General features: G+C 64.3%; 22 protein-coding genes. 12 read left to right on the top strand and 10 right to left on the bottom strand.

Annotated features, from left to right (window positions below):
- Positions 1 to 42: 42 nt before the first annotated feature.
- The 4 genes from pheA to mtnA form a co-directional block, all read right to left on the bottom strand.
- Positions 43 to 1,137 carry a prephenate dehydratase gene (gene pheA, locus DM872_RS17680; RefSeq protein WP_120650016.1) on the bottom strand — a complete coding sequence of 365 codons (1,095 nt, stop codon included), beginning with the start codon at positions 1,135 to 1,137 and terminating at the stop codon, positions 43 to 45.
- On the bottom strand, positions 1,137 to 2,222 hold the full coding sequence (gene serC / locus DM872_RS17675; RefSeq protein WP_179060687.1) for a 3-phosphoserine/phosphohydroxythreonine transaminase: 1,086 nt from the start codon (positions 2,220 to 2,222) through the stop codon (positions 1,137 to 1,139). Before serC ends, pheA begins: the two co-directional genes overlap by 1 nt.
- A gap of 99 nt (positions 2,223 to 2,321) precedes the next feature.
- Positions 2,322 to 5,090, bottom strand: coding sequence for a DNA gyrase subunit A (gyrA, locus tag DM872_RS17670; RefSeq protein WP_179060686.1), 2,769 nt, complete (start codon positions 5,088 to 5,090; stop codon positions 2,322 to 2,324).
- A gap of 243 nt (positions 5,091 to 5,333) precedes the next feature.
- Positions 5,334 to 6,410, bottom strand: a complete 1,077-nt coding sequence (mtnA, locus tag DM872_RS17665) for an S-methyl-5-thioribose-1-phosphate isomerase (RefSeq protein ID WP_179060685.1) — start codon at positions 6,408 to 6,410, stop codon at positions 5,334 to 5,336.
- Between the two features lie 112 nt (positions 6,411 to 6,522).
- On the opposite strand from mtnA, the gene DM872_RS17660 reads away from it, so the two are divergent.
- The 5 genes from DM872_RS17660 to DM872_RS17640 all read left to right on the top strand — a co-directional run bounded on the left by DM872_RS17660 (position 6,523) and on the right by DM872_RS17640 (position 11,182).
- Positions 6,523 to 7,848: a TRZ/ATZ family hydrolase gene (locus DM872_RS17660; RefSeq protein ID WP_179060684.1), complete on the top strand. Its 1,326-nt coding sequence runs from the start codon at positions 6,523 to 6,525 to the stop codon at positions 7,846 to 7,848.
- 21 nt (positions 7,849 to 7,869) lie between these two features.
- The gene (ubiG, locus tag DM872_RS17655; RefSeq protein ID WP_179060683.1) at positions 7,870 to 8,568 is read left to right on the top strand and encodes a bifunctional 2-polyprenyl-6-hydroxyphenol methylase/3-demethylubiquinol 3-O-methyltransferase UbiG; all 699 of its coding nucleotides are present in this window, start codon (positions 7,870 to 7,872) and stop codon (positions 8,566 to 8,568) included.
- A 5-nt stretch (positions 8,569 to 8,573) separates the two neighbouring features.
- Entirely contained in the window at positions 8,574 to 9,245 is a 672-nt protein-coding gene (gene mupP, locus DM872_RS17650; protein ID WP_179060682.1) for an N-acetylmuramic acid 6-phosphate phosphatase MupP, read from the top strand.
- 28 nt (positions 9,246 to 9,273) lie between these two features.
- Positions 9,274 to 10,014: a YciK family oxidoreductase gene (locus DM872_RS17645; protein WP_179060681.1), complete on the top strand. Its 741-nt coding sequence runs from the start codon at positions 9,274 to 9,276 to the stop codon at positions 10,012 to 10,014.
- A 241-nt stretch (positions 10,015 to 10,255) separates the two neighbouring features.
- The gene (locus tag DM872_RS17640; protein WP_179060680.1) at positions 10,256 to 11,182 is read left to right on the top strand and encodes a GGDEF domain-containing protein; all 927 of its coding nucleotides are present in this window, start codon (positions 10,256 to 10,258) and stop codon (positions 11,180 to 11,182) included.
- A 316-nt stretch (positions 11,183 to 11,498) separates the two neighbouring features.
- Here DM872_RS17640 and rluB read toward each other — a convergent pair whose 3' ends face one another.
- From rluB to DM872_RS17625, 3 genes are all read right to left on the bottom strand, one after another.
- Complete coding sequence (gene rluB / locus DM872_RS17635; RefSeq protein ID WP_179060679.1) at positions 11,499 to 12,899, bottom strand: 23S rRNA pseudouridine(2605) synthase RluB; 1,401 nt, start codon at positions 12,897 to 12,899, stop codon at positions 11,499 to 11,501.
- A 110-nt stretch (positions 12,900 to 13,009) separates the two neighbouring features.
- Positions 13,010 to 13,792, bottom strand: a complete 783-nt coding sequence (scpB, locus tag DM872_RS17630) for an SMC-Scp complex subunit ScpB (RefSeq protein ID WP_179060678.1) — start codon at positions 13,790 to 13,792, stop codon at positions 13,010 to 13,012.
- A complete protein-coding gene (locus tag DM872_RS17625) occupies positions 13,793 to 14,491 on the bottom strand; it encodes a segregation and condensation protein A (protein ID WP_179060724.1) in 699 nt (232 codons plus the stop codon).
- A gap of 296 nt (positions 14,492 to 14,787) precedes the next feature.
- Between DM872_RS17625 and DM872_RS17620 the strand changes: the two genes are divergently transcribed.
- Positions 14,788 to 15,144, top strand: a complete 357-nt coding sequence (locus tag DM872_RS17620; protein ID WP_179060677.1) for a PA2779 family protein — start codon at positions 14,788 to 14,790, stop codon at positions 15,142 to 15,144.
- A gap of 9 nt (positions 15,145 to 15,153) precedes the next feature.
- On the opposite strand, the gene DM872_RS17615 is transcribed toward DM872_RS17620, so the two are convergent.
- Both DM872_RS17615 and DM872_RS17610 read right to left on the bottom strand, forming a co-directional pair.
- Positions 15,154 to 15,783 carry an L-threonylcarbamoyladenylate synthase gene (locus DM872_RS17615; protein ID WP_179060676.1) on the bottom strand — a complete coding sequence of 210 codons (630 nt, stop codon included), beginning with the start codon at positions 15,781 to 15,783 and terminating at the stop codon, positions 15,154 to 15,156.
- Positions 15,784 to 15,796: 13 nt separating this feature from the next.
- Positions 15,797 to 16,663 carry a PHP domain-containing protein gene (locus DM872_RS17610; RefSeq protein ID WP_179060675.1) on the bottom strand — a complete coding sequence of 289 codons (867 nt, stop codon included), beginning with the start codon at positions 16,661 to 16,663 and terminating at the stop codon, positions 15,797 to 15,799.
- 66 nt (positions 16,664 to 16,729) lie between these two features.
- Here DM872_RS17610 and DM872_RS17605 point away from each other — a divergent pair, with 66 nt between their 5' ends.
- From DM872_RS17605 to DM872_RS17580, 6 genes are all read left to right on the top strand, one after another.
- Positions 16,730 to 17,320, top strand: coding sequence for a septation protein A (locus tag DM872_RS17605; RefSeq protein ID WP_280352672.1), 591 nt, complete (start codon positions 16,730 to 16,732; stop codon positions 17,318 to 17,320).
- 8 nt (positions 17,321 to 17,328) lie between these two features.
- A complete protein-coding gene (locus tag DM872_RS17600; RefSeq protein WP_179060673.1) occupies positions 17,329 to 17,628 on the top strand; it encodes a YciI family protein in 300 nt (99 codons plus the stop codon).
- 45 nt (positions 17,629 to 17,673) lie between these two features.
- A complete protein-coding gene (locus DM872_RS17595) occupies positions 17,674 to 18,117 on the top strand; it encodes a hypothetical protein (RefSeq protein ID WP_179060672.1) in 444 nt (147 codons plus the stop codon).
- Positions 18,118 to 18,125: 8 nt separating this feature from the next.
- Complete coding sequence (locus tag DM872_RS17590) at positions 18,126 to 18,803, top strand: response regulator transcription factor (RefSeq protein ID WP_179060723.1); 678 nt, start codon at positions 18,126 to 18,128, stop codon at positions 18,801 to 18,803.
- 111 nt (positions 18,804 to 18,914) lie between these two features.
- On the top strand, positions 18,915 to 19,325 hold the full coding sequence (locus DM872_RS17585) for a Spy/CpxP family protein refolding chaperone (RefSeq protein WP_179060671.1): 411 nt from the start codon (positions 18,915 to 18,917) through the stop codon (positions 19,323 to 19,325).
- Positions 19,326 to 19,411: 86 nt separating this feature from the next.
- On the top strand, positions 19,412 to 20,737 hold the full coding sequence (locus DM872_RS17580) for a sensor histidine kinase (protein WP_179060670.1): 1,326 nt from the start codon (positions 19,412 to 19,414) through the stop codon (positions 20,735 to 20,737).
- Here the strand turns inward: DM872_RS17580 and DM872_RS17575 are convergent, their stop codons facing one another.
- The gene (locus tag DM872_RS17575; RefSeq protein WP_179060669.1) at positions 20,738 to 21,295 is read right to left on the bottom strand and encodes a nitroreductase family protein; all 558 of its coding nucleotides are present in this window, start codon (positions 21,293 to 21,295) and stop codon (positions 20,738 to 20,740) included.
- Between the last annotated feature and the right edge of the window lie 77 nt (positions 21,296 to 21,372).

Here is a 21,372-nt window from a genome sequence, read left to right as displayed (position 1 = left end):
CGCGCCCCAACCCAGGCTGGAGCGCGACGGCCCGTCGCGAATTCAAAGCACCGCTTTGGGGTAGGAACCCAGCACCTTCAGGGCAACGGCTTCCTGGTTGATCTTCTCCAGCACGTCCTTGATCAGCGGGTCGCGGTGGTGGCCTACGAAGTCGATGAAGAACACGTAGGTCCACTTGCCGCTGCGGGACGGGCGGGTCTCGATGCGGGTCAGGTCGATACCGTTGTTGTGGAACGGAACCAGGAGTTCATGCAGGGCGCCCGGCTTGTTGCGCATGGAGACGATGATCGAAGTCTTGTCGTCGCCGGTGGGCGGCACTTCCTGGCTGCCGATGATGAGGAAGCGCGTGGAGTTGTCCGGACGGTCCTCGATCTTCTCGCAGAGCTTGGTCAGGCCGTAGAGGCTGGCCGCCATGTCACCGGCGATGGCCGCGGAGTTCCACTCGCTCTTCACCCGCTTGGCGGCGTCGGCGTTGCTGGACACCGCCACGCGCTCGACATTCGGGTAGTGGGCGTCCAGCCACTTGCGGCACTGGGCCAGGGACTGGGCATGGGAATAGATGCGGGTGATGTTGTCGGTCTTGGTGTTCTCGCCCACCAGCAGGTGGTGGTGGATGCGCAGCTCGACCTCACCGCAGATCACCATGTCGTGCTCGAGGAAGCTGTCCAGGGTGTGGTTCACCGCGCCTTCGGTGGAGTTCTCCACCGGCACCACGCCGAAGTTGACCGCACCGGCGGCGACTTCGCGGAAGACTTCGTCGATGGCAGCCATCGGCGAGCTGATCACCGCGTGGCCGAAGTGCTTGAGCGCCGCAGCCTGGGTGAAGGTGCCTTCCGGACCGAGGTAGGCAACCTTGAGCGGCTGCTCGAGGGCCAGGCAGGAGGACATGATTTCGCGGAACAACCGCGCCATCTCTTCGTTGTCCAGCGGGCCCTGATTGCGGTCCATGATGTGCTTGAGGACCCAGGCCTCGCGCTCGGGACGGTAGAAGACCGGCTTCTCGCCTTCCGGCAGGGCAGCCATCTTCACGCGCGCCACGTCCTGGGCGCAGCGAGCGCGCTCGCTGATCAGATCGAGGATCTTCTCGTCGAGGCTGTCGATGCGCAGGCGTAGCGCTTTGAGTTCTTGCTCGGACATCAGCCGCGCTCCTTCTCGAACTCCGCCATGTAGGCCACCAGGGCTTCGACGGCATCGAGGCCAACGGCGTTGTAGATGGACGCGCGCATACCGCCTACCGAACGGTGGCCCATGAGGTTGAGCAGGCCACGGGCGTCGGCGCCAGCGAGGAAGTCCTTGTCCAGGCGCTCGTCAGCCAGGCGGAACGGAACGTTCATCCAGGAGCGGGCGTTCACGGCGATCGGGTTGGTGTAGAAGGCGCTCTTGTCGATGTAGCCGTAGAGGAGTTCCTTCTTCGCCTTGTTGCGTTGCTCCATGGCCTCGACACCGCCCTGCTCTTTCAGCCACTCGAAGACGAGGCCCGAGAGGTACCAGGAGAAGGTGGCCGGGGTGTTGTACATGGAGCCGTTATCGGCGGCGACCTTGTAGTTGAGCATGGTCGGGCAGTTGGCGCGAGCGCGACCGAGCAGGTCCTCGCGGACGATGACCACCACCAGGCCGCTCGGGCCGATGTTCTTCTGCGCGCCGGCGTAGATCATGCCGAAGCGGGAGATATCGATCGGGCGGGAGAGGATGTCCGAAGACATGTCCACCACGAGGGGTACGTCACCGACTTCCGGAATCCAGTCGAACTGCAGGCCGCCAATGGTTTCGTTGGAGGCGTAGTGCAGGTAGGCGGCGTCTTTCGACAGCTGCCATTCGTTCTGGCCGGGGATGGCGAAGTAGTCGTAGCCCTTGGCGCTGGCGGCGACGTTGACGCGACCAAAGCGGCTGGCTTCCTCGATGCTCTTCTTCGACCAGATGCCGGTGTCGACGTAGTCGGCGACGCCGTTCTCGGGCAGCAGGTTCAGCGGGATTTCCGCGAACTGCTGGCTGGCGCCGCCCTGGAGGAACAGCACCTTGTAGTTGGAGGGAATGGACAGAAGGTCGCGCAGGTCCTGCTCGGCCTTCTCGGCAATGGCAACGTACTCGTCGCTGCGGTGGCTCATTTCCATGACGGACAGGCCTTTGCCCTGCCAGTCGAGGAGTTCCGCCTGGGCGCGTTGCAGAACAGCTTCCGGAAGCGCGGCCGGGCCGGCGCAGAAGTTAAAGGCTCGCTTGCTCACATCCATTCTCACTGGGTAGCGCGGGGGCACCAGTGCCCCCACAAATTGTTACCTACCGAATGGACAGGCCGGCGATGGCCTGCCCGGTTCTAACAACTATTACTCGTCGCCAGCCGGTTGCGCGTCGTCCTGCTGAACGTCGCTCGCTTCGGCATCGGCTACGGCGTCGATCTGCACTTCGCCTTCCGGCTCTTCATCCTCGTCGCCGCCGGACGGCTCCTGGACGCGTTCCAGACCGACCAGGGTTTCGTCCTTGGCCAGTTTGATCAAGGTCACGCCCTGGGTGTTACGGCCGGAGCTGGAGACTTCGTCGACGCGGGTACGTACCAGGGTGCCCTGGTCGGAAATCAGCATGATTTCCTCGCCGTCCTGCACCTGGATGGCACCGACCAGCTTGCCGTTACGCTCGTTGATGACCATGGCGATCACACCCTGGCCACCGCGCCCACGACGCGGGAACTTGCCGAGACCAGTGCGCTTGCCGAAGCCACGCTCCGATGCGGTGAGGATCTGCGCGCCGGATTCGGGGATCAGCATGGAAATCAGCTGCTGCTCCTTGCCCAGGCGCATGCCACGCACGCCACGTGCAGTACGGCCCATGGTGCGCACCATGCTCTCGGCGAAGCGAATCACCTTGCCGGCGCTGGAGAACAGCATGACTTCCTTGGCGCCGTCGGTAATCGCGGCAGCGATCAGGGTGTCACCTTCGTCCAGACGCAGGGCGATCAGGCCACTGGAGCGAGGCTTGCTGAACTGAATCAGCGGGGTCTTCTTCACGGTACCGAAAGCGGTCGCCATGAAGATGTAGGCACCGGTGGGTTCGGCGACCAGCTCAGGGGTATCGCCTTCGATCTCTTCGACCTCAGGCTCCACTACCTCGCCTTCGAGCACAACGCCCTCGGCCTCGTCGAGGTCTTCCTCGTCACCCGCTTCGCGCTGCAGGGCTTCCAGGTCGATCTGGAGCATCGCGGTGATGCGCTCGCCCTCATCCAGCGGCAGCAGGTTGACCAGCGGACGGCCACGCGCGGTGCGCGAGGCTTCCGGGATTTCGAAGGTGCGCAGCCAGTAGACCTTGCCCTTGCTGGAGAACAGCAGGAGCGTGGCGTGGCTGTTGGCGACCAACAGGTGTTCGACGTAGTCCTCGTCCTTCACGCCGGTGGCCGACTTGCCCTTGCCGCCACGACGCTGTGCCTGGTAGGCGGCCAGCGGCTGGGACTTGGCGTAGCCGCCGTGGGAGATGGTGACGACGCGCTCTTCTTCAGTGATCAGGTCGGCGATGGTCAGGTCCACCTGGGACGCGACGATCTCGGTGCGGCGGGCGTCGCCGAACTCGGCTTTCACCTTTTCCAGCTCCTCGCGGATGACTTCCATCAGGCGCTCGGGGCTGGTGAGGATGCGGATCAGCTCACCGATCAGGGTGAGGATTTCCTGGTACTCGGCCAGCAGCTTTTCGTGCTCCAGGCCGGTCAGGCGGTGCAGGCGCAGTTCCAGGATGGCCTGGGCCTGTTCCGGGGACAGGTAGTACTTGCCTTCGCGCAGGCCGTACTGCGGGTCCAGGTCTTCCGGACGGCAGGAGTCGGCACCGGCGCGTTCGACCATGGCTTCCACGGCGCTGGATTCCCAGGCGGTGGCGATCAGGCGTTCCTTGGCCTCGGCCGGAGTCGGCGAGGCTTTGATCAGCTCGATCACCGGGTCGATGTTCGACAGGGCTACGGCCTGGCCTTCGAGGATGTGGCCACGCTCACGGGCCTTGCGCAGCTCGTAGACGGTACGGCGGGTCACCACTTCGCGGCGGTGACGGATGAACACTTCGAGCATGTCCTTCAGGTTCAGCGTGCGCGGCTGGCCATCGACCAGGGCCACGACGTTGATACCGAAGACGCTCTGCATCTGGGTCTGGGAATAGAGGTTGTTCAGCACCACCTCGCCCACTTCGCCACGACGCAGCTCGATCACGACGCGCATGCCGTCCTTGTCGGACTCGTCACGCAGTTCGGTGATGCCTTCGATCTTCTTCTCTTTCACCAGCTCGGCGATCTTCTCGATCAGACGCGCCTTGTTCAGCTGGTAGGGAAGCTCGGTGACGATGATCTGCTGGCGACCACCGCCCTTTTCCATGTCTTCGATTTCGGCACGGGCGCGTATATAGATGCGACCACGACCGGTACGGTACGCCTCGATGATGCCGGCGCGACCGTTGATGATGCCCGCAGTCGGGAAGTCCGGACCCGGGATGTACTGCATCAGCTCGTCGACCGTGAGGTCGCCGTTGTCCATCAGCGCCAGGCAGCCGTCAATGACTTCACTGAGGTTGTGCGGCGGGATGTTGGTCGCCATGCCCACGGCGATACCGCTGGAACCGTTGACCAGCAGGTTGGGGATCTTGGTCGGCATGACCGCGGGAATCTGTTCGGTGCCGTCGTAGTTGGGCACCCAGTCCACGGTTTCCTTGTCCAGGTCAGCCAGCAGCTCGTGGGCCAGCTTGGACATGCGCACTTCGGTGTATCGCATGGCCGCGGCGTTGTCGCCGTCCACCGAACCGAAGTTACCTTGGCCGTCTACCAGCATGTAGCGCAGCGAGAAGGGCTGGGCCATACGCACGATGGTGTCGTAGACCGCGGTATCACCGTGCGGGTGGTACTTACCGATCACGTCACCCACCACACGGGCGGACTTCTTGTAGGGCTTGTTCCAGTCGTTGCCAAGCTCGCTCATCGCGTAGAGAACGCGACGGTGCACTGGCTTCAGGCCGTCGCGCGCATCCGGCAAGGCGCGCCCGACGATCACGCTCATCGCGTAGTCGAGGTAGGACTGTTTCAGCTCGTCTTCGATATTGACCGGGAGGATTTCTTTGGCCAGTTCGCCCATGAGAAGCCTGGTTCCTTTTTCTGATGAAACTCCGCCCCTCTCGTCCTGAGCGGCGCGAAGCTCGTCACTGCGGCCAGATGCTGCAGCGACTCACGACAAATCAACGAGTTAAGCCAAGGATCTGTGCAATTGGGCCGCCTCAACAGAGGGGCGGCAATAACTGCCGGAGCTTATCACAGTCACTGCCTTGCACCTACCCCGCCGGGCGGCCGACCGGCAGGGTGAAAACGCCGCACCAGCGCTTTAATGAAGGCGCTTGCGACACATCAACTGGGCCATCTTGGCGGCGTCAGGGCGCTCGACTACACCCTTCTCGGTCACGATGGCGTCGATCAGATCCGCTGGAGTCACATCGAACACCGGATTGACCGCATGGACCTCGGCTGCAACACGACGACCACCCAGGTCCAGCAATTCGGAACCATCTCGCTCTTCGATCGGAATGTCGTCACCGCTTTCCAGGGACATGTCGATGGTGGAACTGGGCGCTACCACCATGAAGCGCACGCCGTGGTGCATGGCGTTGACCGCCAGCTGATAGGTGCCGATCTTGTTGGCCACATCGCCATTGGCAGTGATGCGGTCAGCCCCGACAATCACCCAGGTGATTCCTGCGGTTTTCATCAGGTGGGCCGCAGCGGCGTCGGCATTGAGGCTCACCGGCACACCTTCGTTGGCCAATTCCCAGGCGGTCAGGCGTGCCCCCTGCAGCCAGGGACGGGTTTCGTCGGCATAGACGCGCTCCACCAGGCCATCCAGGTGGGCGGCGCGGATCACCCCGAGGGCGGTGCCGAAACCGCCGGTCGCCAGGGCGCCGGTGTTGCAGTGGGTCAGCAGCGCCTGCGGGCTGCCCTGATGCTTGCGAATCAGCTCCATGCCCAACTGGGCCATGGTCAGGTTGGCTTCGCGATCACTCAGGTGGATGGAAACGGCCTCGGCCTCCAGCGCCTGCAGCGGGGTTTCGCCATCCCGCACGCGAGCCAGACGCTCGCGCATGCGATTCAGCGCCCAGAACAGGTTGACCGCCGTCGGTCGCGATTCGGACAGCACCTTGAAGTCCGCTTCCAGAGCGGCGCGCCAGTCGCCGCCGGCGGCAATACGTGCCCGGGCGCCCAATACCACACCGTAGGCGGCACTGATGCCGATAGCTGGCGCACCGCGCACCACCATCTGGCGAATGGCCTGAGCCACGCCTTCGGCGGAATCGTAGGACAGCCAGACTTCCTCGGCAGGCAGCGCGCGCTGGTCGAGCAAATGAAGTACGCCGTCACGCCAGTCGATCGCCTTGACCTTCTCGGCTGCTAACAGTTGTTCACGCATCGACCACCTCGCCACCCGTAACTCGCGGAAAAACCGCAGATTATAGCGAGCCGGAGGTCTTCTGGCTCGGGTATACTGCCGCCACTTCGATTTGCGCCCAGGATGCGCCTCCATGCCCAGTGCCAATGCCCCGCTCGACCTGCTCCTGCTCCCGTCCTGGATCGTCCCGGTAGAACCCGCCGGCGTGGTGCTGCGGGATCACGCGCTAGGCATCCGCGACGGCCGCATCGCCCTGCTCGCCCCTCGGGACGTGGCACTGCGCGCCGAGGCTCGCGAGCGTCGTGAACTGCCGGGCATGTTGTTGGCCCCCGGCCTGATCAACGCTCACGGCCACGCAGCAATGACCCTGTTCCGCGGACTGGCCGACGATCTGCCGCTGATGATCTGGCTACAGGAACACATCTGGCCTGCCGAGGCCAAGTGGGTCGATGAGACTTTCGTCCGCGACGGCACCGAATTGGCGGTAGCCGAGCAGATCAAGGGCGGCATCAGCTGCTTCTCCGACATGTATTTCTTCCCGGCCCAGTCCAGCGCCGTTATCCACACCGCTGGCATCAAGGCGCAACTGGCGATTCCGGTGCTGGATTTCCCGATTCCCGGCGCCGCCGACTCCGCCGAGGCCATTCGCCGCGGCATCGAGCTGTTCAGCGACCTCAAGCACCACCCGCGCATCAAGGTCGCATTCGGCCCCCACGCACCCTACAGCGTCAGCGATGACAAGCTGGAGAGCATCCGCGTGCTGGCAGAGGAACTGGACGCTGGCATTCATATGCACGTCCAGGAAACCGCCTTCGAGGTCCAGCAGAGCCTGGAACAGCGCGGCGAGCGCCCCATGGCCCGCCTCTCGCGCCTCGGCTTGCTGGGACCGCGCTTCCAGGCGGTGCATATGACCCAGGTGGACGATGCCGACCTGGCCCAACTGGTGGAGAGCAACAGCAACGTGATCCACTGCCCTGAATCCAACCTCAAGCTGGCCAGCGGCTTCTGCCCGGTCGAACGCCTGTGGCAGGCCGGCGTGAACGTCGCCGTCGGCACCGATGGCGCGGCCAGCAACAATGACCTGGACCTGCTCGGCGAAACCCGTACGGCCGCGCTGCTGGCCAAGGCGGTAGCCGGTTCGGCCAGCGCCCTGGATGCCCATCGCGCACTGCGCATGGCCACCCTGAACGGCGCCCGGGCCCTCGGGATCGACCAAGACACCGGCTCCCTGGAAGTGGGCAAGGCCGCCGATCTGGTGGCCTTCGACCTTTCCGGCCTGGCCCAGCAACCGGTCTACGACCCGGTTTCCCAACTTATCTATGCCACCGGGCGCGATTCGGTGCGGCACCTCTGGGTCGACGGCAGGCAACTGCTGGACGACGGCCGCCTGACGCGCCTGGACGAAGAGCGCCTGGGCGCCACTGCCCGCGCCTGGGGCGAACGCATCGCCGGCCGCTGAATTCTGTTTCGAGGACATCCCATGACCAACGTCGATCACGTCGAAATCGCCAAGTTCGAGGCCCTCGCCCACCGCTGGTGGGACCGCGAGAGCGAGTTCAAACCCCTGCACGACATCAACCCCCTGCGGGTCAACTGGATTGACGAACGCGTCAAGCTGGCCGGCAAGAAAGTGCTGGACGTCGGCTGCGGCGGCGGCATCCTCAGTGAATCCATGGCCCAGCGCGGCGCCACTGTGACCGGCATCGACATGGGTGAAGCGCCGCTGGCGGTCGCTCAGCTGCACCAGCTGGAATCCGGCGTACCGGTGGAATACCGCCGCATCACCGCCGAAGCCCTGGCCGCCGAGATGCCCGGCCAGTTCGACGTGGTCACCTGCATGGAAATGCTCGAGCACGTGCCGGACCCGGCCTCGGTGATCCGCGCCTGCTACACCCTGGTCAAGCCGGGCGGACAGGTGTTCTTCTCCACCATCAACCGCAATCCCAAGGCCTACCTCTTCGCCATCGTCGGCGCCGAGTACGTCATGCGCCTCCTGCCGCGCGGCACCCACGATTTCAAGAAATTCATCCGCCCGTCCGAGCTCGGTGCCTGGAGCCGCGTCGCCGGTCTTTCGGTGAAGGACATCATCGGCCTGACCTACAACCCGCTGACCAAGCACTACAAGCTGGAAGCAGACGTCGACGTCAACTACATGATCCAGACCCTGCGCGAGGAATGACCGGCATGCGCCTTCAAGCGGTACTTTTCGATATGGACGGCACCCTGCTCGACTCGGCGCCGGACTTCATTGCCATCTGCCAGGCCATGCTCACCGAACGCGGCCTGCCGCCCAGGGACGAGAAGGCGATTCGCGACGTGATCTCCGGTGGCGCCCGCGCCATGGTGGCCTGCGCCTTCCAGATGGACCCGGAAGCGCCGGAGTTCGAGCCCCTGCGCCTGGAATTCCTGGAGCGCTACCAGCAGCATTGCGCCGTGCTCACCCGCCCGTTCGATGGCATCGACGAACTTCTGTCGGACATCGAACAGGCCAAGCTGATCTGGGGCGTGGTGACCAACAAGCCGGTGCGATTCGCCGAACCCATCATGGAGCAACTCGGCCTGGCCGGACGCTCCGCCGTGCTGATCTGCCCCGACCACGTGAAGAACAGCAAGCCGGACCCGGAAATGCTGCTGCTCGCCTGCAGCAAGCTGAACCTGGACCCGGCCAGCGTGCTCTTCGTTGGTGACGACCTGCGCGACATCGAATCCGGCCGTGCCGCCGGCACCCGCACCGCCGCGGTCAGCTATGGCTACATCCACCCGAACGACAACCCCGCGCACTGGGGTGCCGACGTCGTGGTCCACCATCCGCTCGAACTGCGCGCTGTGCTCGACCGCGCGCTGTGCAGCTGCTGAAACCGGCAGCGCCCCGAAGGAGATTCACATGTTCCAGTATTCCGCCCGCCCCGATCTGCTCAAGGACCGGGTCATCCTGATCACCGGTGCCGGTCGTGGCATCGGCGCCGCCGCCGCCAAGACCTTTGCCGCCCACGGCGCCACCGTGCTCCTGCTGGGCAAGACCGAAGCCAACCTGAACGCGGTGTACGACGAAATCGAAGCCGCCGGCCACCCGCAACCTGCTGTGATTCCTTTCAACCTGGAAACCGCCCAGCCGCACCAGTACGACGAGCTGGCGGCGACCCTGGAAACGGAATTCGGCCGCATCGATGGCATTCTCCACAACGCCTCGATCCTCGGCCCGCGCACGCCCATCGAGCAGCTCTCGGGCGACAACTTCATGCGCGTCATGCAGGTCAACGTCAACGCCATGTTCATGCTGACCAGCACCCTGCTGCCGCTGCTGAAGCTGTCCAAGGACGCCTCGGTGGTCTTCACCTCCAGCAGCGTTGGCCGCAAGGGACGCGCTTACTGGGGCGCCTATGCGGTCTCCAAGTTCGCCACCGAGGGCCTGATGCAGGTCCTGGCTGATGAAGTGGACGGCATTGCCAGCGTACGCTCCAACAGCGTCAACCCCGGCGCGACCCGGACCGACATGCGCGCCCAGGCCTATCCCGGCGAAAATCCTGACAACAATCCGGAACCCACCGAAATCATGCCTGTCTACCTCTATCTCATGGGGCCAGATAGCGCTGGTGTTAACGGCCAGGCTTTCGACGCGCAATGACTTCCCTCCGCGGCGGTCATTCGACCGCCGCAGCCTCCGCCAGATTCCCGGCGGCTCTTCCCTGTGACCGGCATCACATTGCCATGATTTCGCCAGTAAGCCGGCAACGGCTTGCCGCACGACATGGCAGTAAACAGCTAAACACCTGAAACTAAAGCAATTTTTACTGCCAAAAAGCTCCTGGCACGAAAATAGCTCTACCCCCTGGTGTCGTCGCATAGTGCGTCAGAGGTTCAACTCAATGGTTCCTCCCTCCCAATCCAACACCATCGATTTCGATGCCGCGAAACTGCAGCGCCTCGGCTTCTCCGGAAAGCGCCAGCCCAAGCTGCGGCCACTCAGCCTGGCCGAACTGCGTCGCCAGCTGAGCCTGCAATTGCAGACCAGTCTGGAGGTGGAACGCATCGTCAGCCTGTTCTTCAGCGAACTGCAGCGCCTCGTCCCTCTCGACGCCCTGGCCTACCAGCATCAGAGCAGCGATCTGCGCCTGGAGTTTGGCAGTCGCTCCAGCCACTCAGCGGGCTATCGCCTGACCCACGAGGGCGAGTACCTGGGCGAGTTGATCTTCCGCCGCAACCTGCGCTTCGACGAACACGAACTCAATCAGCTCGAATCCCTGCTATCCACCCTGCTCTTCCCGCTGCGCAATGCGCTGCTCTATCGGGCCGCACTCCAGAGCGCCCTGCGCGATCCGCTGACCGATACCGGAAATCGAGTCGCCATGGAGCAAACCCTGCAGCGCGAAGTGGACCTGGCTCGTCGAAACCTACAGCCGTTGTCGGTGCTGATGCTGGACATCGACCACTTCAAGCGCATCAACGACGAGCACGGTCATGGCACCGGCGACGAAGTGTTGAAAGCGGTGGCCAACACGCTCAAATCGCGCCTGCGCAACGTCGACATGGTGTTCCGCTTCGGTGGCGAGGAATTCCTCGTATTGCTCTCCGGCACCTGCCGCGACGCAGCGGCCATGGTGGGCGAACGCCTGCGCATGGGCATCCTCGAGCTGCAATGCGTGGTTCAGGGTCACCCGCTGGACCTGTCCATCAGCCTGGGTTGCGCCACCTTGCTGCCGGCGGAATCGGTGGAAAGCCTGCTGCGCCGTGCGGACAATGCCCTGTATGTGGCCAAGCGCGAAGGTCGCAACCGGCTGTCCATGGCGGGGTAAGCACCGCCCTGGCCAATTGTGGGGGGCGTCAATCGCGAATGGATTCGCTTTCGGGGCAGGACTGCGTCCTGCTTCGCGATTGAAATCGCCCCCACAGGAAAAGCAAACAACTGTCCGAATGGCACAGTCTGCCCCCTCTCCCTTTGGGAGAGGGTTGGGGTGAGGGCGGTGACAGGCTGGCTCGCGGCCAGTTCCATTGGCGAATGAACCGCCCTTGCCTTGATGAGATGCCAACAGCCACGGCTGATTGACATGGAATCTTCCACTGAGAAAAAAGAAGGGGCTCATCTGAGCCCCTTCTTCTTTTTACCTTCGATCAGCGCTTGCGACCGAATCCCGGACGCTGACCATCGCCACCTGCAGGCCCACTGCGCTTGTGCTGCGGGCGCTGGGGCTTGCGAGCCGGACGGTCGGCCAGCTCAACGGCCGGACGCTCGCCCTGGGGCTTGGCCGGACGCTTCTTGTTCACATCACGCGGACGATCGGCCACGGGCGTGCCACGAGGAGCACGCGCCGGACGCTCATCACCGTCGCGACGCGGACCACGGGCCGGACGCTCACCGCCTTCGCTACGCGGGCCACGGGTCGGACGCTCGCCACCTTCACTGCGCGGACCACGAGCCGGACGCTCATCGCCGTCGCGACGTGGACCACGAGCCGGACGCTCACCACCCTCGCTGCGCGGGCCACGAGCCGGACGCTCATCGCCCTCGCGACGCGGACCACGGGCGGGACGCTCATCACCTTCGCGACGCGGACCACGGGCCGGACGCTCACCACCCTCGCTGCGCGGACCACGCGCCGGACGCTCATCACCTTCACGGCGCGGACCACGGGCCGGGCGCTCGTCGTCGTCACGACGCGGCGCACGAGCGCCAACCGGCTTGGCCGACTTGCGCTGCAGGCGATCCAGCTTTTCGCGGAACTTGCCTTTCATGGCCGGCAGGGCCACCGGCGTGAGGCCGACTTCGGTGCTGAGGATATCCACCTCGTTCTGGCTCATTTCGCGCCAGCGCCCCATGGTCAGGTCGGAAGTGATGAACACCGGACCGAAACGCACACGCTTGAGGCGGCTGACCACAAGGCCCTGGGACTCCCAGAGACGGCGCACTTCGCGGTTACGGCCTTCCATCACCACGCAGTGATACCAGTGGTTGAGACCTTCGCCGCCGGGGGCTTCCTTGATGTCGGTGAACTTGGCCGGGCCGTCGTCGAGCATCACGCCCTTCTTCAGGTTCTCCAGCATTTCCTCGGTGACTTCACCACGCACGCGCACCGCATATTCGCGGTCCATCTCGTAGGAGGGATGCATCAGGCGGTTGGCCAGTTCACCGTCGGTGGTGAACAGCAGCAGGCCGGTGGTGTTGATGTCCAGGCGACCGATGTTGATCCAGCGGCCGGCCTTGAGGCGCGGCAGGCGCTCGAATACGGTGGCGCGGCCTTCCGGGTCGTCGCGGGTGCAGACTTCGCCTTCGGGCTTGTTGTAGATCAGGACACGGCGGACGCTTTCGACTTCTTCTTCGCGCTTGAGCAGGCGACCATCGACGCTGATGGCGTCATGGGTGTCGACGCGCTGGCCAAGGGTAGCGATCTCGCCATTGACCTTGACCCGACCTTCAGTGATCCACGCCTCGATATCGCGGCGCGAGGCCAGACCCATGCGGGCCAGGACTTTCTGCAGTTTTTCCCCTGCGGGGCTGAATTCGACTTCACTCATCTGGGCACCTCCCGGTGTATCAGTAAAAAGGCCGCGCATCATACGCGGCCGGTGGCACTCAGGCTAGTTGAGCAAAGACCTGACGTCAGCCCGTCCGCTGACCGGTGGCGTCAGTGCAGGGTTTCGTCCGGCAGCGACTCGTCGTCCGCTTCGGTGGCGGAATCGTCGTCGGCTTCGGCGAGCAACAGATCATCGAAGTCGGTCTTCAAGCCCTCTTCCATGATGTCCAGCTCCGCCAACAGGGAGCGGAAACTGGTTTCTTCGCGCGGCTCGGTCGGCTGCTCGGCGTCAGCGCGGGCCTGCAGGCCATCGGGTACCGGCGCGTCGCCGTCCTCCAGCGCCAAGACCGGCTCGGGCTCCAACTCGCGCAAGGCGGCCAGCGGCGGAAGTTCTTCGAGGCTCTTCAGGTTGAAGTGGTCGAGGAAAGCGCGGGTTGTGGCGAACATCGCCGGCTTGCCGGGTACGTCGCGATAACCCACGACGCGAATCCACTCACGCTCCAGCAGCGTTTTGACGATCTGGCTGTTGACCGCAACGCCACGGATGTCCTCGATCTCGCCCCGGGTGATGGGTTGCCGATAGGCCACCAGGGCGAGGGTTTCCAACATGGCGCGCGAGTAGCGCTGGGGGCGCTCCTCCCAGAGCCGGCCGACCCAGGGTGAAAATCGCTCGCGCACCTGCAGGCGGTAGCCGGAAGCGACCTCGCGCAGCTCGAACGCGCGCCCTTCACAGCTCTTGGCGAGAATTGCCAGGGCGGAACGGATCACCGACAACTCGGGACGCTCGGCCTCTTCGAAGAGTTCAGCCAGGCGCTCCAACGACAGGGGCTTGCCGGAGGCCAGGAGAAAGGCTTCCAGCAGCGAAGCGAGATCCTTGGGGTCGTTGAGGTTCATCTACTCGGCCCTGGCGCGCACATGGATGGGGGCGAAGGGTTCATTCTGCACGAGTTCCACCAGCTGTTCCTTGATCAGTTCCAGCACAGCCATGAAGGTGACCACGACTCCGAGGCGGCCCTCCTCCATTGTGAACAGGGCGACGAAGGGCACGAAGGCGCCACCCTTGAGCCGCTCCAGCACTTCGCTCATGCGCTCCCGGGTAGACAATGCTTCGCGGGTGACCTGGTGGCTTTCGAACATGTCGGCACGGCGCAGCACTTCGGCCATGGACAACAGCAGTTCTTCCAGGGCGACGTCCGGCAACAGCTTGCGCGCCCGCGCTTCCGGCGCATCGAGGCGCGGGACGGTGACATCACGCCCCACCCGGGGGAGTTGGTCGATACCTTCGGCTGCGGCCTTGAAGCGTTCGTATTCCTGCAGACGGCGAATCAGCTCGGCACGCGGATCGTCTTCCTCTTCCTCCGCTTCATTCGAGCGTGGCAGCAGCATGCGCGACTTGATCTCCGCCAGCATCGCGGCCATTACCAGGTACTCGGCGGCCAGTTCCAGACGCACTGACTTCATCAGCTCGACATAAGACATGTACTGGTGGGTGATGGCTGCCACCGGGATATCGAGGATGTCGATGTTCTGCTTGCGGATCAGGTACAGCAGCAAGTCGAGCGGGCCCTCGAAGGCTTCGAGGAACACTTCCAGCGCATCCGGCGGGATATAGAGGTCCTGCGGCAGCTCGGTGACCGCCTGGCCATAGACGAGGGCGAAGGGTAGTTCCTGCTGGGCGCCGGCCTGGCTGTCGTGCCCCTCGGATGGCGGCGTGTTCTGCATGGTGTCCTCTTGCCGCGCGGCCGGGTTGGTACTGCTGCCTGGTGGAAATATCCACCGAAAATGCACCGGTCGGCGGAAAACGGGCACGTTAGCACCATGTGCCAGACTAAAAAAGTACGACGCAGCACTCCTGGTCGGGTCTGGAGCTAACGCTCACGGAGGTTCAGATGAAACGCTTTAACCTGATGTTCACTGCCGTACTCATGCTTCTTTGCCTCACGCTGGTGCCGGTGACGTCGTCATACGCCGGCATGATCGCCACCGATGAAGCCGTCTCGGCCCAGCAACAGCCGAATGATCGCGCGAAAATCGATGCGTTCCTGAGCAAGGCCGAGGTACAGGCGCAGATGCGCACCATGGGCGTGGATGCTGCTACGGCCCGTGCCAGGGTCCAGGCCATGACACCTGCGGAAGCCGCGCAGCTGGCGCAGAAGATGGATGCGGTGCCGGCCGGTGGCGCGATCAGCACCACCGACTTCATCATCATCCTGCTGGTGATCATCCTGGTGGCGATCCTGCTTTGAGTAGCGCCGTCACTCCTCGTCGAGGAAGGGCTGCGGATCACCGCAGCCCACGCGCACCACCTCAGGCTTGCCTTCTGACAGGCTGATGACGGTGGAAGCGGCCATACCGCCGTGGCCGCCGTCGATGATCAGGTCCACCTGGTGCTCGAGGATTTTCCGCATCTCGTAGGGATCACTCATCGGCAGGTCTTCCCCCGGCAGAATCAGGGTAGTGCTTATCAGGGGCGCCCCCAGTTGCTCGAGCAAAGCCAGCGTGATGGGGTGATCCGGCACCCGCAGACCGATGGTGCGCCGCTTCGGGTGCATCAGCATGCGCGGCACTTCCCGGGTGGCGTTGAGGATGAAGGTGTAGGGACCGGGTGTGTGCGCCTTGATCAGGCGGAAAGCCGTGGTATCCACCTTGGCGAAAATGCCGATCTCCGAAAGATCGCGGCAGAGCAAGGTGAAGTTGTGTTTCTCGTCCAGCCGGCGCAGGCGGCGAATGCGCTCCACGGCGCCCTTGTCACCGATCAGGCATCCCAGGGCATAGGAAGAGTCGGTGGGATAGACGATTACCCCGCCCGCCTTGACGATTTCCACCGCCTGCCGAATCAGGCGCGGCTGTGGATTCTCCGGGTGTACCTGGAAAAATTGACTCACAACATCTCCCTGTTCAGAGGGCAGCAGTAGGGCTGTGGGCATGGCGGAAGCGCCCCCAAATCGGCGGCAGGTCATCCGGCAAGGGTCGGTACATGCCCAGCTCCGACCAATCGCAGGGTGCATGGAAGTCACTACCGGCACTGACCAGCATGCCGAATTCACGCGCGAGCACGGCCAGGCTTCCCACCTGGTCCGCCGGCTGCAGGCCATTCACAACTTCCAGTGCGTGACCGCCGGCCTGAATGAAGTCCGCCACCAGCTTGCGTCGTTTTGCGCCGGTGAAGTTGTACTGCCAAGGATGCGCCAGGCTGATCCAGGCGCCAGCGGCGATCAAGGTGCCCACCGCTTCGGCCAGGGTCGGCCAGTGCTGCTTCACGTCGCCCAGCTTGCCTGCGCCCAGCCATTTGCGGAATGCCTCGGCGCGGTCGCGCACATGGCCCGCGCGAACGAGGAACTCGGCGAAATGCGGGCGCGCGGGCGCATTGCCGCTGTCACCCAGTTCCTGCTGCACCGCCCGCGCGCCTTCCAGCGCTCCCGGCATGCCCTTGGCGGCGAGGCGGCGGGAGATTTCTTCGGCCCGAGCCCAACGCCCTTGATGCAGGTCGGCAATGGCCTTCAGCAAGGAGGGGGCATCGGCGGCAAAGGCATACCCCAGGACATGGATCGTCGCTCCGCCCCAGGTACAGGACAGCTCGATACCATTGATCAGCTGCATGTCCAGCGCCGCGGCCGCTTCGCGGGCCTCGTCCAACCCCTCCAGGGTGTCGTGGTCGGTCAGCGCCAGCAGGCGCACGCCCCGTTCATGGGCGCGAGCGACGAGGACCGCAGGAGCCAGGGCACCGTCGGAGGCCGTACTGTGACAATGCAGGTCGATCTGCATGGGGTCTGCTTTCGCTAGGGGAATGGTTTGTTATTATGCCGCCACATCCCGCTTCTGGCTGCTGCCGTGAAACAATTCATCGACTTCATCCCGCTTGTCCTCTTCTTCATCGTCTACAAACTGGAACCGCGCGCCGTCGAGCTGGCCGGGCATACCTATATGCTAGGCGGTATTTTCAGCGCCACAGCCGTTCTGATCATCACCTCGGTGATCGTTTACGGCGCCATCTTCCTGCACCAGCGCCGCCTGGAAAAAGGTCAGTGGCTGACCTTGGCGGCCTGCCTGGTGTTCGGCGGCATGACCCTCGCCTTCCACAGCGAGACATTCCTCAAATGGAAAGCGCCAGTCGTGAACTGGCTGTTCGCCCTGGCGTTCGCCGGCAGCCATTTCATCGGTGACAAGCCCCTGATCCAGCGCGTGATGGGCCATGCCCTGAACCTGCCCCAGGCCATCTGGGTACGCCTGAATCTGGCGTGGATCGCGTTCTTCCTCATCTGCGGATTCGCCAACCTCTTCGTGGCCTTCACCTTCCACGAGTTCTGGGTGGACTTCAAAGTCTTCGGCAGCCTCGGCATGACCGTGCTCTTCCTGGTTGGCCAAGGTGTCTACCTGGCCCGTCACATCCACGACGGCGAAACCGAAAAGCCTCAACAGTAAGGATTGCCATGCTCTACGCCATCATCGCCACCGACGTCGCCAATTCCCTGGAAAACCGTCTCGCCGCCCGCCCTGCGCACCTCGCACGCCTGGAGCAGCTGAAGGCCGAGGGCCGCATCGTGCTGGCCGGCCCGCACCCCGCGGTCGATAGCAACGATCCGGGCAGTGCCGGCTTCACCGGCAGCCTGATCGTCGCCGAGTTCGAATCCCTCGAGACCGCCAAGGCCTGGGCCGATGCCGACCCGTACCGCGCAGCCGGCGTCTACGCCGATGTCGTGGTCAAACCCTTCAAACAGGTATTCCCGTAAGCCAGCGTTCTCTAAATCAGTCCACGCCAGGAAAAAGGAGTTCCCATGCACGTCGGTCAATTGCCCCTGCTGTTAACCGCCGCGCTGCTCTGCAGCCTGGCCCAGGCTGAAGAACTCCAACCTGCATCATCAGAGGCGGCAAGTGCTCCGGTGGTGACGGGAGCCCCCGTTGCCGCCAATGACGCCCTTCTTGCCCAGGTCGATCAACTGCAGCGGCAACTGGCTGAGAGCGAACGTCTGCGCAGCGAGCTGGCCACCCAGGCCGAAGCTGACAGCAACGAGCGCGAGAACGCCCAGCTCGCCCGCCTGCGTCAGGAAAACCAGCGGCTCAAGCTGCAGCTCAAGGAAGCACAGGCCTCGCAGGCACCGCGCCTGCTGAGCGAACAGCAGACCTGGTTTGCGGTGGGCGGTGGCGTGGCCTTGCTCTCCCTGTGTACCGGCCTGATCGCCCGCGGTGGGCGCCGCCAGCGCCGTCAATGGATCAACTGACCCGCACCATGAGTGAATTGCTGCTTATCGATGACGATCAGGAACTCTGCGAGCTACTGATCAGTTGGCTCAGCCAGGAGGGCTTCGTCGTGCGCGCCTGCCATGACGGCCACTCCGCCCGCGCTGCCCTGGCCGAGCACGCGCCCTCCGCAGTAGTGCTGGACGTGATGTTGCCGGATGGCAGCGGCCTGGAACTGCTCAAGCAGTTGCGCAGCGACCATCCGGACCTTCCGGTCCTCATGCTGTCTGCCCGCGGCGAGCCGCTGGACCGCATCCTCGGCCTGGAACTCGGCGCTGACGATTACCTGGCCAAACCCTGCGACCCCCGCGAGCTCACCGCCCGCCTGCGCGCCGTGCTGCGCCGCAGCCAGCCGCCGCAGCCGTCCAGCCAGCTGGAGCTGGGCGATCTCTGCTACAGCCCCGTGCGCGGTGTCGTCACCGTCGCCAATCACGAAGTGACCCTGACACTCTCCGAAGGCCGCCTGCTCGAAGCCCTGCTGCGCCAGCCTGGCGAACCGCTGGACAAACAGCAGTTGGCGCAACTGGCGCTCGGTCGCAAGCTGACGCTCTATGACCGCAGCCTGGACATGCATGTCAGCAACCTGCGCAAGAAGCTCGGCCCCCACGCTGACGGCCGCCCGAGAATCCTCGCGCTGCGGAGCCGTGGTTACTACTACAGCGCATAGGCTGGCTCTGTCTTTACCGAGGCTTTACGCAGCACTGACCGCGCTTGACCTTGCCATCCCTAGACTGGGCACATCCGGCAACTGGCCGGAATCGAGACTAGGAGAACCACCATGCGCAAGACCCTTACCGCCCTGCTGCTCGCCGCTACCCTGCCGACCCTGGCCATGGCCATGCCGGAAGGCGGCCCGCGCCACGAGCGCGGTTTCGGTGGCCACATGTTCAAGGAACTGGACCTCACCCAGGAACAGCGCCATGAAATCGGCAAGCTGATGCGCGACCAGATGAAATCCCGTCACGAGATTACCCAGCGCTACCTGGACAAGCTACCGGCCGCCGAGAAGAAGGCCATGCAGGACGAACTCAAGGCCGCCGAGATCAAGAACCGCGAAGCCATCCGCGCCCAGCTCAAGCCCGAGCAGCAGAAGACCTTCGATGACATCCAGAAGAAAATGGAAGAACGCCGCGCCGAACGCGCCGAGTTCGAAGCCTGGAAGGCCGAGAAGGACAAGAAGGCCCAGTAATTGCCTCGCGGCATCGGCCGCAGGCACCGACCACATACCCATCAGGCCCTCCGGCCTGATGGGTTTTGCCGTTCAGGAGCAACCCCGTGCGTTCACTCTTCTGGAGAATCCTGGCCACCCTTTGGCTGGCGCTGGCCCTGGTAGCCGGCCTGGCCATCCTGCTGGGTCGCGCCCTCAACCAGGATACCTGGATCCTCAACCATCACCCCTCGCTGCAGGGGCTGGCCGAACGTCTGGTGCAACGCTTCGAGGAGCAGGGCCCGCAGGACACCCAGCGGTTCCTGGAACACTTCCGCCATCGCGCACGGATCGACATACAGATTCTCAACGACACCGGCCAACCCGTCGTAAAAGGCACGTTCCCCCGACGCGCCGCAGCCTTCGAGGCGCGCCAGCAGAATTCGCGCCGGCTGCCCTGGCGTCGGCTGACCGAGGAATTCACCAGTCCGGCCAGCGGAGAGTCCTACCTGATCATCTACCGCATCCCCTACCCCGAACTGGATGCCTGGCACCGTGGCAGCCTGCTGTGGCCTTTCAGTGCGCTGGGTATCGCGCTGGTGGTGCTGACCCTGTTCAGCCTGGCCCTCACCCTGTCGATCACCCGGCCGCTGGACCGCCTGCGCCGCGCCGTACACGACCTCGGCCAGACCGCTTACCAGCAGGACAGCCTCGCGCGTCTGGCACGTCGGCGGGATGAGCTGGGGGTATTGGCCGGCGACTTCAACCGCATGGGGCAGCGCCTGCAAGGCCTGATCGGCAGCCAGCGCCAGTTGCTGCGCGATGTATCCCACGAGCTGCGTTCGCCGCTTGCACGCCTGCGTATCGCCCTGGCGCTGGCCGAGCGCGCCGAGCCCCAGCAACGGCAAGCCCTGTGGCCGCGCCTTGGCCAGGAATGCGACCGCCTCGAGGCACTGATCAGCGAAATCCTCGCCCTGGCTCGTCTCGATGCGGAGCCGGGCGCACGCTATCCGATCACGCTGCGACCCCTACTGGAAAAACTGAAGGAAGACGCCCGCCTGTTGGCACCAGAGCAGCAAGTCCGCATCGATTGCAGCGGCGAGCCACAACTCGAAGGCTGGCCCGACATGCTGGAACGCGCGCTGGATAACCTGCTGCGCAATGCCCTGCGCTTCAATCCGCAGGACCGGCCGGTGGAAGTGACAGTCAAGGAACAGGAAGCCAGGCTAGTGATCCAGGTCCGCGACCACGGCCCCGGGGTCGCCGCCGAACACCTGGCGCAGCTGGGCGAACCCTTCTTCCGCGCGCCCAATCAGACCGGTGCAGGCCATGGCCTGGGGCTGGCCATCGCCCGCCGGGCAGTGGAGCGCCACGGCGGCAGCCTGCATCTGGGCAATCACCCCGAGGGCGGCTTCATCGCCACCCTGGAACTGCCTACTGCATTGAAGGCCTGATCAGCCCCAGCTCTGGACGAAATCTGCCGGAGCCAGCTCCGGCGCAGCGCGGCGATCTCCCTCGACGCTGCCCAGATAGAGGAAACCCACCACCCGCTCGTTCTCGGCCAGCCCGAGGCCAGCGGCGACGGTGCGGTCATACGCCATCTCACCGGTACGCCAGATGGCCCCCAGGCCAAGCGCATGGGCGGCCAGCACGATGCCGTGGGCAGCGCAGCCCGCGGACAGCAACTGCTCGACTTCCGGCACCTTGTGGCCGGCCTGCAGGGTCGCGATCACCACGACCATCAGCGGCGCCCGCAATGGCATGTTGCGCGCCTTGGTGGTGGCCGCTTCCGGCGCCTGGGCGTCCTTGGCGAGCACAGCGGATACGAACAACTCACCGAGCTTCTCGCGCCCCTCGCCCTCGATGGTCAGGAAGCGCCAAGGGCGCAGATAGCCATGGTCCGGTGCACGCAGGGCCGCGCGGAACAACACCTCGCGCTGGGCGGCGTCGGGTGCCGGTGCTTGCAGGCGAGCCAGGGATACGCGGTTGAGCAGAGCGTCGAGAGCCTCCATGGGCCACCTCCAGCAATCAGGAAGCCGGCATTCTAACGGATAACGCAACTCAGTCTCGCAAGCGCCGTGCTTTACTC

It is taken from the genome of Pseudomonas taiwanensis (genome assembly GCF_013393345.1).
GTDB lineage: Bacteria > Pseudomonadota > Gammaproteobacteria > Pseudomonadales > Pseudomonadaceae > Metapseudomonas > Metapseudomonas resinovorans_C.
This window is presented reverse-complemented; position numbering and strand designations above follow the sequence as displayed.